The following is an 11,619-nucleotide window of genomic DNA, read 5'->3' as shown; positions in this document are numbered from 1 at the left end:
TCGACTCGAAACTGTTGGTTTTTTGAACCGGAATAAGAAAGGTAGCTATGCTTTTTTTCATTTATATCAACATGTTCTAATTTTAGTGAAGTATTCTGCCTGCATAATATAGAGAAAAAACAGGAGTTAATGGTGTGTTTAAGTGGAAACGCTATAATTAACATTATTAGTCTAATGTTGACCGGGCCAAAATTTTGGGCCCTTACAGGAAGTTGATTCTTAATCATTCCCGGGGAGAAGTGAGAATTATTATGGCAAGCCTGAAGAAATATCTCTTTTTACTGCTGCTGAGTGGCTTTCTTTCAGCGGGCGCACAGGCCTCTAAGTTGAACGATGCGGTAGCGGAAGGATGGCAATCTTTAACTGATAACCTCAGTCAGACATGGAACGATCCCCAGACCGTGGACCTCTACATTCCCGCTATCACCTGGCATAACCGCTGGACCTATGACAAAGATAAAACCGATCGTTATAACGAGCGCCCATGGGGTGCGGGCTTTGGGGTTAGCCACTATAACGAAAAGGGTAACTGGAATGGTCTCTACGTGATGGCATTCAAAGATTCCTATAACAAGTGGGAACCTATAGGGGGTTACGGGTGGGAAAAAACATGGCGACCGCTGGCCGATGATAACTTCCATCTGGGCGCAGGGTTCACCGCAGGGGTGACGATGCGCGATAACTGGAATTATATTCCTATCCCAGTGGTATTACCTCTTGCATCAGTAGGTTATGGCCCGGCGTCATTTCAGATGACCTATATTCCGGGTACCTACAATAACGGTAATGTTTATTTTGCCTGGCTACGTTGGCAGTTTTAACGGAAGAAAAGTGCGAAAAAAATGAGTGATGTTAAAAAAAGGCGATATTTATCACTTTTTCATCATTGTCTACTGGACAAAAGCCCTCGCAATTGCTGTACTAGATACCGACACAGTTTAGTGTCCATTTTTCATGTAAAGGTAATATAGATGTCTAAGATCAAAGGTAGCGTTAAGTGGTTTAATGAGTCCAAGGGATTCGGTTTCATTACTCCTGAAGATGGTAGCAAAGACGTGTTCGTACACTTCTCTGCCATCCAGAGCAATGGTTTCAAAACTCTGGCTGAAGGTCAGCGCGTAGAGTTCGAAATCACCAACGGTGCCAAAGGCCCATCTGCTGCTAACGTTGCCGCTATTTAAGTTATCAGACAGAATTTTTAAAACCCGCCTCGTGAGGCGGGTTTTTTTTCGCCTGAAGATCGTGGTTTGAAATAAAACCGACGTTCTGAGCGTGATAACGGTGGCCCGGCGCAGGGATGATAAGCCGGGCCGCTGTGCGCTAACGTGAGAAAAATAGCAGCAGCCAGGCCACTGCTGCTGAACAGGTCAGTAGCATAGCAAGGCTTTCAATCGGGGTGCGGGGAAGCCAGTTCATCTTGAGTGCCTCTTACAGTGGGATGAGCTGAGTCTGCCGAAAGATTATTAAGGAAACATTAATCGGTCGCCCTGGCTGCTGACAAATCCCATCCGTTTCACTTAGGATTACACTTATCAGCATTTGTAACATTAGGCTGTGATCTGGCCCCTTGCGGGGATGGCCGGGCTGAGGCTATAAACAATGACAGGTTTTTTCTGTTAGCGTTTATCGTATTAACAGCTGGCTTAGTCTGGAGAGTGTGGATGAATATTCGTCTTGCCGAATCAAGAGATGCTTTTGCCCTGAGTGCGCTGCTGGCGGAGCTGGGCTATGAGGGTACTGCTCCGTTTATTGAGCGGCGGCTGGCACAGCTGATCGCGGATGACACCGAGCGTTTGCTAATGGCTGAGCAGGGTAATACGGTGCTGGGATTCCTGTCGCTGCATTTTATTCCTCAGCTGGCGCTGGCGGGGGATTTTGCCCGTATCAGCTATTTCTGCATCGCCGAAGGCGAACGAAGCAAAGGTGCCGGGCAGCAGCTGCTGGCGTATGCAGAACAGCTGGCCCGCGATCGCGGCTGTGACCGAATGGAGGTTCACTGCCATGAGCGACGCGAAAAAGCCAACGCCTTCTATCTGCGCGAAGGGTTCACAGAGTCACCGCGCTACCACGTTAAGGAGCTGGGCTGAACGATGAAAGTTGCCGCCGGGCAGTTTGCCGTACGCCGCGAATGGCAGGAAAACGCGGAGATTTGTATCGGGCTGATGCATGATGCCGTGGGTGAAGGGGCGAGTCTGTTGGTACTGCCAGAGGCCGTACTGGCTCGGGACAACGACAATCCTGACTGGGGTGTGCGCTCGGCACAGCCGCTGGACGGACCGTTTGTTAACCAGCTACTCTCAGCCAGCCAGCAAAATACGCTCACGACGATACTCACGCTGCACGTGCCTGATGGTGAAGGTCGGGTGTTCAATACGCTTATCGCTATTCGGCGCGGCGAGATTATCGCCCGCTATAACAAGCTGCATCTGTACGATGCTTTTGCCATGCAGGAGTCCCGCAACGTGAGTGCGGGTGATGAGCTGCCGCCGCTGATTGATGTCGATGGTATCAGGGTCGGGCTGATGACCTGTTACGATTTGCGTTTCCCTGAGATGGCACGGCGGCTGGTTCTGGACGGTGCTTCGCTGCTGGTACTGCCCGCAGCGTGGGTAAGAGGCCCGCATAAAGAGATGCACTGGGACGTTCTGGTCACTGCCAGGGCGCTGGAAAATACCTGCTACGTGCTTGCAGTTGGGGAGTGCGGCCCACGCAATATTGGCAACAGTCTGCTGGTCGATCCACTCGGTATTGCGACCGTCAGGGCGGCTGAGGTTCCCGCTCTGCTAACGGCAGAAGTAGACCCGCAGCGGATTGTGGCCGTGCGACAGGCGCTGCCGGTGTTGGCTAATCGACGTTTTTCCCCACCGGAACTGGCCGTTAAAAATCGCTGACGGATCGTATCCTGTTACAGATTGCTGCTGCACCCGCGCCGTTTCCCCGCGTTAAAATCAGTTGATACGGGGACTTTCCCCACTGCTTAACGCGAAGAAGGTAGATATGGAAGGTTTAAGTATCGGCAAACTGCTGATTGTTGGCGCGCTTATCGTCCTGCTTTTCGGTACCAATAAATTGCGCACGCTGGGCGGCGATTTAGGTGCTGCCATTAAGGGGTTTAAAAAAGCGATGAGCGACGATGACACTGCTGCGAAGCAATCTGTGTCTGAAGATAAACCGGCCGAACAGCAAACTCGTAAAGAGTGAGCAGGATTCCGGCGAAAAAAAACGGATGACTGGGTCATCCGTTTTTTTATGCCTGCAGCGCGGAATTACTTCACTTCCAGCCCTTTAGCCTGCATATCTGCATGATAAGAAGAACGTACAAACGGACCACAGGCTGCATGGGTGAAGCCCATATCCATGGCTGCGGCCTTCATTTCATCAAACTCAGCCGGGCTGACGTAGCGCTGTACCGGCAGGTGGTGACGGCTTGGCTGCAGATACTGGCCCAGCGTTAACATAGTGACGCCGTGGCGACGCAGATCGCGCATCACTTCAACGATTTCTTCGTTAGTTTCGCCCAGTCCGACCATCAGGCCTGATTTGGTCGGGATATTCGGATGCGCTTCTTTAAAGCGCTCCAGCAGCTTCAGTGACCACTCATAGTTCGCGCCCGGGCGCACCTGGCGGTAAACGCGCGGCACATTCTCGAGGTTGTGGTTGAAGACGTCAGGCGGGGACGCGTTAAGGATTTCCAGCGCGCGGTCCATACGACCACGGAAGTCCGGTACCAGCGTTTCAATTTTAATGTTCGGGCTCTTCTCACGAATGGCAGTGATGCAGTCAGCGAAGTGCTGAGCACCACCGTCACGCAGGTCATCACGGTCAACGGAGGTAATCACCACATAACGCAACGCCATATCCGCGATGGTTTGCGCCAGTTTACCCGGCTCGTTGCTGTCGGGAATCACAGGACGGCCGTGTGCAACGTCGCAGAACGGGCAGCGGCGGGTACAGATGGCACCAAGGATCATAAAGGTCGCGGTACCGTGGTTAAAACATTCAGCAAGGTTTGGGCAGGAAGCCTCTTCGCAGACGGAATGCAGACCATTTTTACGCATTGCGGCTTTAATGCCCTGAATGCGGCTGGAATCTGCTGGGAGTTTGATTTTCATCCACTCTGGCTTACGCAGTATTTCAGTACGCTCGGTCATCACGGTTTTTACCGGGATCAACGCCATTTTGTCTGCATCGCGGTATTTAACACCGCGTTCCATCAGAATCGGTTTACTCATAGTCTTGCTAGTTCCAGGTTGGATTGCGGCGAAATTACCCGCTAAACACTAAATGAGTTTGTGGTACACCCTTTTAACTATCGGACATCAGCCTGTCTGACCGTCTGCTCCAACGTAAAATTGTATGGGTGAATTCAACTTTTTTTGAAAAAGCATAAAAATTATATCATCTCTCGTTTACAGAAACAGCCTGCCAGTGCGAGAAAGCGTTACAGAATTGTAAATCAGAGCGCACATTTTAGCGGTAAATCGCACTCTTTGCTCCACTGCACGTTGGTAATTGCCAGCTGGCGTGCAAAATTGTCGATCAGCAACGGCTGAACGGATGCCAGCGTGACCTCAGGACGCAGCGCGTGAATGTGCGTCATCTCCAGGCCGGCATAGCCGCAGGGATTGATGCGCAGAAACGGCGCGAGGTCCATATCGATATTCAATGCCAGGCCGTGAAACGAACAGCCGTTACGAATACGCAGACCCAGTGAGCAAATTTTTTTGTTGTCGACGTAAACACCGGGAGCATCGGGCCGCGCGCTGGCGGTAATACCGAGTTGGGCGAGGGTGGTGATAATCGTCTCTTCCAGCGCGGTGACCAACTGGCGAACGCCCACTTTGCGGCGCTTAAGATTAATCATCACATACATCACCTGCTGACCTGGACCGTGATAGGTTACCTGGCCGCCACGATCGCTTTGCATCACCGGAATATCCCCCGGCATCAACAGATGTTCAGTTTTCCCGGCCTGGCCCTGGGTAAAAACCGCCGGGTGTTCCACCAGCCAGACTTCATCAGGTGTGGCTTCGCTACGCTGGTCGGTAAACTGATGCATGGCTTGAGAGACAGGTGCCCAGGGCTGGAGGCCCAGCTGGCGAATAATCAGAGTATCAGGAGACAAAACGCACGATCCGGTTAGAAAAGCAGAAGTGCAGTATAGCGCTGGTGCAGGGCAAGAACCAGTATGCCCGCACCAGATATGGGGTTACAGCACCATCCGAACAATTTCGATTTTGCCCAACTCTTCGTACAGCGTTTCAACCTGCTCGATGTGCGTGGCGGTAATGGTAATAGAAACGGAATGGAAGTTTCCTTTGCTGCTCGGCTTAACGTCCGGAGAGTAGTCGCCCGGCGCGTGACGTTGCACGACTTCAACCACTTGATCGACCAGCTCTGGCTGTGCCAGCCCCATTACTTTGTAGGTAAAAGAGGTAGGGAATTCGAGCAGATCTTTAAGATTGGTTTTCATATGGACTCCGGTAACACATACAAGGAACCCCGTCGCTGCGGGAGTTCACAGATACTAACAATATGGGGATTTTACGGGATAATTTCAAGGGACAGGCGCGTGGCCAAAATGTTATCCCACAGGGACCGACCGGCGATCGGTCCCTTCGTGTGCGGAATTAACCGAACCAGTGGTGGAACATCAGTTTGATGTAGTCCACGATGCGACCGAAGAAACCGCCTTCCGGCACTTCGTTCAGGACCACCAGCGGGTGCTGTTCAATGGTTTTGCCATCCAGCTGGAAGTTGATGCTGCCCACGACCTGATTTTTCTGCAATGGCGCATGCAGTTCGGTATTGCTCAGGGTGTAGCTGGCTTTCAGATCCTTCATCCGCCCGCGTGGGATCGTCAGATAGACATCATTTTCCACGCCCAGCTGTACGCGATCGCTGTTACCAAACCAGACCGGCTCTGAAGCAAACTCTTTGCCAGCTTTCAACGGTGCCACGGTTTCAAAGAAGCGGAAGCCCCAGGTCAGCAGCTTTTTACTTTCGGTTTCACGACCTTTATAGGTACGTCCACCCATTACCGCAGAGATCAGACGCATCTGACCTTCGGTCGCGGAAGCCACCAGGTTATAGCCCGCCGCGTCGGTATGACCGGTTTTGATTCCGTCAACGTTCAGGCTGGTATCCCACAGCAGACCGTTACGGTTCATCTGGCGGATGTTGTTAAAGGTGAACTCTTTCTCGTGGTAAACCGCATACTCATCCGGCACATCGCGGATCAGCGCGCGGCCGATCAGCGCCATATCGCGTGGAGAGCTGTACTGACCTTCCGCATCCAGACCGTGCACCGTCTGGAAGTGGGTATTTTGCAGGCCGAGTGCCTTGACGTAGTTATTCATCAGACCAACGAACGCATCCTGGCTACCGGCAACATAGTCGGCCATTGCCACGCAGGCGTCGTTACCTGATTGCAGCACGATACCACGGGTCAGCTGGGAAACCGGCACGCGGTCACCGGGCTTGAGGAACATCAAAGAAGAGCCTTTGAACACCGGATTGCCGGTTGCCCAGGCATCTTTACCGACGGTAACGATATCGTCCTGATGAATTTTACCTGCTTTGACCGCCTGGCCAATAACGTAACTGGTCATCATCTTGGTCAGGCTGGCCGGATCGCGGCGCGTATCGGCGTTTTTCTCAGCCAGAACTTTACCGGAGTTATAGTCGATCAGGACATAAGCTTCAGCATCAATTTCCGGCACGCCCGGGATCATGGTTTTAATGTTTACGTCATCGGCATAGGCGACAACGTTGAGGCTGAGGGCGATCAGCGATCCTACCGTCAGGCGTTTGATCAGTCGAGAAGAGGTGAGATTGCGCATGTTAAGAACGACAACATCCTGGATAAGTTAAAAAAAGTGACTCACTATAGCAAAATCCTCTGGCAGCGACCCGCGCTAAATCAGGCGGGTCGGGCAGAATCACATTGCATTTGGTGCGACGGTAATAAACGACTGCTGGTTGGCTTCATTTGCCAGCCGCTGCTGCAATGCAGCAGCCTGCTGGCGGGAACTGAAACGGCCCAGCTGAACGCGATAAACATTGCCACGGCTGTCGACCGAGCCGCGGACGCCAAACTGTTTGCCCAGGCTGTTAGCCAGCTGCTGGGCGCGGGTGCCGTCGCTCAGCGCGCCCACTTGCACCACATAATTTCCGCTGCCGGATGCTGGCTGCGATTGTGGCTGCGAGGCTGCCGCTGCGGCAACAATGGCCGGTGGCGCTGAAGACGTTGATGAGGCGACAGGCGCGCTGACCGGCTCGCTGCCTTCCAGCACGCCGTTGCGCAATGGCTGAGCGGCACCGAGGAAGCCACCGCTGCGTACCGGCGCACCAATATTGTCATCGCTGCTCAACGTGCTGTTATCCACCGCGCGAACGTTCTGCTGCTCAGCCTGCTCCGCCGGGGCGGCATAGGTCTGCGGTTGTGACATTGCGGCACCACCGCCCATCGTCAGTCCTGCACCAATTTCGGGGCGAGCGGGGAGGGCGTAGCTTTGTTTTGCTACCGTAGTACCGATTGTACCAGGGCCAGAGAGCGTTCCGTCAGGAGCAACGGCAATATAGTCGAGGCGTACCCGAGTATTGTTGGAGGTATTCAGCCGATCGGCTGCTGCCCGCGACAGGTCGATAATCCGGTCTGGCGTATAGGGGCCACGATCGTTAACGCGCACCACAATCATTCGGCCATTTGCCAGGTTAGTTACGCGAACGTAGCTCGGCAGCGGCAGCGTGGGATGCGCAGCGGTCAACGCGTTGGGATCGAAGACTTCACCGATGGCCGTGCGATTTCCACCGACTTCTTCACCGTATGAGGTGGCCAGGCCGACCTGGCTAAAGTTGGAAGGGTCCTTGATGACTTTGTAGGTCTTGCCATTCACCGAGTAATCCTGGCTGGTGCCTGGATTGATCGGCTCATAGCGTGGTTCTGCTCCGCCAATTTCCACCACCGGGCCGTTGTAAGTCTGCTGCTGCGGGGCCGGGGCCTGCTGCTCTGTATCTGTGGTGCAGGCTGCCAGCATGGCTGATGCCAGGGCAATCCAAAGCCAATCCTTACGCATGTCTATGCCTCTTAAACGCTCTTCGACAACAGTTTTCGATGGGTGTGAATCGACATAATGATCCCAAACCCGGCCATCAATACTATCAGGGCTGAACCACCGTAGCTTACCAGCGGTAACGGCACCCCTACCACCGGTAAAATACCGCTGACCATGCCAATATTAACAAAAACATAGACAAAGAAGATCAGCATTAGTCCGCCCGCCATTACGCGGCCAAACGTAGTCTGTGCACGAGCCGCCATCATTAGCCCGCGCATGATCAGCAGCACGTAGAGTATAAGCAGGATTAGCACGCCGACCAGTCCCAGTTCTTCCGCCAGTACGGCAAAAATAAAGTCGGTGTGGCGTTCCGGCAGAAACTCCAGCTGTGACTGTGTACCGTGCAGCCAGCCTTTACCGCGCAGGCCACCGGAGCCGATGGCTATTTTGGACTGAATAATATGGTAGCCGGCGCCAAGTGGATCGCTTTCCGGGTCAAGCAGCATCATTACGCGATCGCGCTGATAATCATGCATCAGGAAGAACCAGAGTACCGGAATAAAAGCCGCCACCAGAATTACGGCAACGGCAATCAGGCGCCAGCTCATCCCGGACAGGAACAGCACAAACAGTCCTGAAGCGGCGATCAGAATGGATGTACCGAGGTCTGGCTGGGCGGCAACCAGCAGTGTGGGCATAAAGATCAGCACCAGCGCGATGGCGGTATTCTTCAGCGTAGGTGGGCAGACGTCACGGTTAATAAACCTTGCCACCATCAGCGGCACGGCAATTTTCGCAATTTCAGAAGGCTGAAAACGCACAATTCCCAAATCCAGCCAGCGCTGCGCACCCTTACTGATATGACCGAAAGCATCCACGGCAATCAGCAATATGACACAGACGATGTAAAGATAGGGGGCCCAGCCTTCGTAGACGCGTGGCGGGATCTGCGCCATCACCAGCATCACCAGGATGCCCATGGCGATTTGGCCGATCTTACGCTCCATCATGCCCGGGTCCTGGCCGCTGGCGCTCCACATCACCAGCGCACTGTAAATCAGCAAGGCGACAATGATCAGGCAAAATGTCGGATCAATATGGATTCGGGTCCAGATTGACTGTTTCTGACGGCTATCGTTCATACCGGTTATTCACCTTCATAGCCCGGCGGCGTAGGCGCAGCGTCAGGCAGGTTGGTATTGTTATCGCCCAAAATAATATGATCGAGGATCTGGCGCATGATCGTACCGACGGCCGGGCCTGCGCCACCGTTCTCCAGGATCATCGCAACCGCAACGCGGGGATGATCGTACGGCGCAAAGGCGGTCATCAGCTTGTGGTCGCGCAGACGTTCGGTCAGCTTATGGGCGTTATACGTTTCATTGGCCTTCAGGCCGAAGACCTGAGCAGTACCCGATTTAGCGGCGATTTTATACGGCGCATCTTCAAAGCTTTTACGCGCGGTTCCGTTTGGCCGGTTTGCCACGCCGTACATGCCGTCTTTGGCAATTTCCCAGTAACCGGTATGAATATCGGCGATCGGTGCCGCCGCAGGTTGACGCCACGGGATTTTGGTTTCGCCCTGCATGGTGTCCATCATCAGATGCGGCGTTTTAATCACACCGTCATTAATCAGGATCATCAGTGCTTTATTCATCTGAACCGGCGTTGCAGTCCAGTATCCCTGGCCGATCCCCACCGGAATAGTGTCACCCTGGTACCACGGCTTTTTAAAGCGCTTCATTTTCCAGTCGCGCGTTGGCATATTGCCCGGTGTCTCTTCCACCAGGTCAATGCCGCTCAGGTGACCGTAGCCGAATTTGCTCATCCATTCGCTCAGCCGATCGATACCCATATCGTAGGCCACCTGGTAGAAGAAGGTATCCGCCGACTCTTCCAGAGACTTGGTGACGTTCAGGCGGCCATGGCCCCAGCGCTTCCAGTCACGGAAGCGTTTTTCAGAACCCGGCAGCTGCCACCAGCCAGGATCAAACAGGCTGGTGTTGCGAGTAATGACGCCTGCCGTCAGCGCAGAAACGGCAATATACGGCTTCACTGTGGAAGCCGGGGGATAGGCCCCCTGGGTAGCACGGTTGATCAGTGGGCGGTTTTCATCATGCAGCAGGCTGTTGTAGTCCTTGCTGGAGATACCGTCAACAAACAGGTTCGGGTCATAGCTTGGCATGGAAACCATCGCCAGCAGCTCACCGTTACGTGGATCGGACACCACCACCGCCGCACGGCTTCCCGCCAGCAGCGTTTCTATGTACTGCTGCAGCTTAAGATCGATAGTCAGATGGATGTCACGACCTGCCTGCGGAGACTGCTCATGAAGCTGGCGGATAACCCGGCCACGGTTGTTAACTTCTACCTCTTCGTAGCCGGTTTTCCCATGCAGGACGTCTTCGTAGTAGCGTTCGATCCCCAGCTTGCCGATATCGTGGGTGGCGGCGTAGTTTGGCCATTTGCCTTCTTTATCCAGTCGCTCAACGTCGCGGTCGTTGATCTTGGAGACGTAGCCGAGCACGTGGGTCAGTGCCGATCCGTACGGATAGTAGCGGCGCTGATAGCCTTTGACTTCTACGCCAGGGAAGCGGTACTGGTTAACGGCAAATCGCGCAACCTGAACATCGTTCAGACCTGTTTTCAGTGCGATAGAGGTGAAGCGGCGCGAGCGTTTACGTTCTTTCTGGAAGGCTTCGATATCTTCGTCGGTCAGATCGACGATCGGCTTCAGCTCCTGCAGCGTTTGCGGCAGGTTATCGACCTTTTCCGGCACCAGTTCAATTTGATAGATGGTGCGGTTTAGCGCCAGCGGAATACCGTTTCGGTCATAAATTATGCCGCGACTCGGTGCGACCGGTACCAGCTTGATACGGTTTTCGTTAGAGCGGGTGCTGTAATCTTCAAAGCGGACGATTTGCAGGTGGTACAGGTTGACCACCAGCACACCGGAGAGCACAAGAATGCCCAAAAATGCGATAAGCGCCCGACGAACAAACAGCGTCTGTTCGGCGGTATAGTCACGAAAGGAGTTACGTTGTAATTTCATCCGCTGCTTTGTCTGTCCGGTTAACCCAGTTCGTTATTCACGATGATAGGGGTGATTCGCAGTAATGCTCCATGCACGATACAAACTCTCTGCAACCAAAACGCGTACCAGCGGATGGGGCAGGGTCAGCGCCGAGAGTGACCAGCTTTGTTCCGCCGCAGCCTTGCAGGCGGGTGACAGGCCTTCCGGACCACCGATCAGCAGGCTGACATCACGCCCGTCCTGCTTCCAGCGTTCCAGCTGACTGGCGAGCTGTGGGGTTTCCCACGGCTGGCCGGGTATATCCAGCGTCACGATGCGGTTGCCTTTTCCGGTAGCGGCCAGCATCATCTCGCCTTCTTTTTCCAGAATGCGTTTGATATCGGCATTCTTACCGCGTTTCCCGGCAGGGACCTCGACCAGTTCGAACGGCATATCTTTCGGAAAGCGCCGCAGATATTCCATAAATCCCGTCTGTACCCAGTCGGGCATTTTTGTGCCGACGGCAACCAGCTGCAGCTTCACGGC

Annotated in this window: 13 protein-coding genes; 5 read left to right on the top strand and 8 right to left on the bottom strand. The window is 53.8% G+C overall.

From position 1 onward, the window contains the following. The first annotated feature begins 251 nt into the window (after positions 1 to 251). From pagP to tatE, 5 genes are all read left to right on the top strand, one after another. The gene (pagP, locus tag JOE09_RS07940; RefSeq protein ID WP_205065378.1) at positions 252 to 821 is read left to right on the top strand and encodes a lipid IV(A) palmitoyltransferase PagP; all 570 of its coding nucleotides are present in this window, start codon (positions 252 to 254) and stop codon (positions 819 to 821) included. Positions 822 to 971: 150 nt separating this feature from the next. Further along, the gene (cspE, locus tag JOE09_RS07935; RefSeq protein WP_004156612.1) at positions 972 to 1,181 is read left to right on the top strand and encodes a transcription antiterminator/RNA stability regulator CspE; all 210 of its coding nucleotides are present in this window, start codon (positions 972 to 974) and stop codon (positions 1,179 to 1,181) included. Positions 1,182 to 1,661: 480 nt separating this feature from the next. Beyond that, positions 1,662 to 2,087, top strand: a complete 426-nt coding sequence (locus JOE09_RS07930; RefSeq protein WP_200547358.1) for a GNAT family N-acetyltransferase — start codon at positions 1,662 to 1,664, stop codon at positions 2,085 to 2,087. Positions 2,088 to 2,090: 3 nt separating this feature from the next. Then, a complete protein-coding gene (locus JOE09_RS07925; protein ID WP_205065377.1) occupies positions 2,091 to 2,891 on the top strand; it encodes a deaminated glutathione amidase in 801 nt (266 codons plus the stop codon). A 106-nt stretch (positions 2,892 to 2,997) separates the two neighbouring features. After that, on the top strand, positions 2,998 to 3,201 hold the full coding sequence (gene tatE, locus JOE09_RS07920) for a twin-arginine translocase subunit TatE (protein ID WP_200547360.1): 204 nt from the start codon (positions 2,998 to 3,000) through the stop codon (positions 3,199 to 3,201). Positions 3,202 to 3,266: 65 nt separating this feature from the next. On the opposite strand, the gene lipA is transcribed toward tatE, so the two are convergent. From lipA to rlmH, 8 genes are all read right to left on the bottom strand, one after another. Then, positions 3,267 to 4,232: a lipoyl synthase gene (gene lipA, locus JOE09_RS07915; protein WP_205065376.1), complete on the bottom strand. Its 966-nt coding sequence runs from the start codon at positions 4,230 to 4,232 to the stop codon at positions 3,267 to 3,269. Between the two features lie 224 nt (positions 4,233 to 4,456). After that, positions 4,457 to 5,125: a lipoyl(octanoyl) transferase LipB gene (gene lipB, locus JOE09_RS07910; protein ID WP_205065375.1), complete on the bottom strand. Its 669-nt coding sequence runs from the start codon at positions 5,123 to 5,125 to the stop codon at positions 4,457 to 4,459. 84 nt (positions 5,126 to 5,209) lie between these two features. Next, complete coding sequence (gene ybeD / locus JOE09_RS07905; RefSeq protein ID WP_105591029.1) at positions 5,210 to 5,473, bottom strand: DUF493 family protein YbeD; 264 nt, start codon at positions 5,471 to 5,473, stop codon at positions 5,210 to 5,212. A gap of 157 nt (positions 5,474 to 5,630) precedes the next feature. Next, positions 5,631 to 6,842, bottom strand: coding sequence for a D-alanyl-D-alanine carboxypeptidase DacA (gene dacA, locus JOE09_RS07900; protein ID WP_205065374.1), 1,212 nt, complete (start codon positions 6,840 to 6,842; stop codon positions 5,631 to 5,633). Between the two features lie 99 nt (positions 6,843 to 6,941). Continuing rightward, positions 6,942 to 8,078 carry an endolytic peptidoglycan transglycosylase RlpA gene (gene rlpA, locus JOE09_RS07895; protein WP_205065373.1) on the bottom strand — a complete coding sequence of 379 codons (1,137 nt, stop codon included), beginning with the start codon at positions 8,076 to 8,078 and terminating at the stop codon, positions 6,942 to 6,944. An 11-nt stretch (positions 8,079 to 8,089) separates the two neighbouring features. Continuing rightward, positions 8,090 to 9,202: a peptidoglycan glycosyltransferase MrdB gene (gene mrdB, locus JOE09_RS07890; RefSeq protein WP_200547365.1), complete on the bottom strand. Its 1,113-nt coding sequence runs from the start codon at positions 9,200 to 9,202 to the stop codon at positions 8,090 to 8,092. 5 nt (positions 9,203 to 9,207) lie between these two features. Beyond that, positions 9,208 to 11,112, bottom strand: coding sequence for a peptidoglycan DD-transpeptidase MrdA (mrdA, locus tag JOE09_RS07885; RefSeq protein WP_105591033.1), 1,905 nt, complete (start codon positions 11,110 to 11,112; stop codon positions 9,208 to 9,210). 33 nt (positions 11,113 to 11,145) lie between these two features. Then, on the bottom strand, positions 11,146 to 11,616 hold the full coding sequence (gene rlmH / locus JOE09_RS07880) for a 23S rRNA (pseudouridine(1915)-N(3))-methyltransferase RlmH (protein WP_105591034.1): 471 nt from the start codon (positions 11,614 to 11,616) through the stop codon (positions 11,146 to 11,148). Positions 11,617 to 11,619: the final 3 nt, after the last annotated feature.

The sequence above is a fragment of the Pantoea coffeiphila genome (assembly GCF_016909495.1).
GTDB lineage: Bacteria > Pseudomonadota > Gammaproteobacteria > Enterobacterales > Enterobacteriaceae > Erwinia > Erwinia coffeiphila.
This window is presented reverse-complemented; position numbering and strand designations above follow the sequence as displayed.

What these genes read in the sequence shown, in the direction of transcription:
- cspE (WP_004156612.1), top strand. Translation starts at nt 972, where the DNA reads ATGTCTAAGATCAAAGGTAGCGTTAAGTGGTTTAATGAGTCCAAGGGA.
- mrdA (WP_105591033.1), bottom strand. Translation starts at nt 11,112, where the DNA reads ATGAAATTACAACGTAACTCCTTTCGTGACTATACCGCCGAACAGACG.
- pagP (WP_205065378.1), top strand. Translation starts at nt 252, where the DNA reads ATGGCAAGCCTGAAGAAATATCTCTTTTTACTGCTGCTGAGTGGCTTT.
- ybeD (WP_105591029.1), bottom strand. Translation starts at nt 5,473, where the DNA reads ATGAAAACCAATCTTAAAGATCTGCTCGAATTCCCTACCTCTTTTACC.
- JOE09_RS07930 (WP_200547358.1), top strand. Translation starts at nt 1,662, where the DNA reads ATGAATATTCGTCTTGCCGAATCAAGAGATGCTTTTGCCCTGAGTGCG.
- tatE (WP_200547360.1), top strand. Translation starts at nt 2,998, where the DNA reads ATGGAAGGTTTAAGTATCGGCAAACTGCTGATTGTTGGCGCGCTTATC.
- JOE09_RS07925 (WP_205065377.1), top strand. Translation starts at nt 2,091, where the DNA reads ATGAAAGTTGCCGCCGGGCAGTTTGCCGTACGCCGCGAATGGCAGGAA.
- mrdB (WP_200547365.1), bottom strand. Translation starts at nt 9,202, where the DNA reads ATGAACGATAGCCGTCAGAAACAGTCAATCTGGACCCGAATCCATATT.
- lipA (WP_205065376.1), bottom strand. Translation starts at nt 4,232, where the DNA reads ATGAGTAAACCGATTCTGATGGAACGCGGTGTTAAATACCGCGATGCA.
- dacA (WP_205065374.1), bottom strand. Translation starts at nt 6,842, where the DNA reads ATGCGCAATCTCACCTCTTCTCGACTGATCAAACGCCTGACGGTAGGA.
- rlpA (WP_205065373.1), bottom strand. Translation starts at nt 8,078, where the DNA reads ATGCGTAAGGATTGGCTTTGGATTGCCCTGGCATCAGCCATGCTGGCA.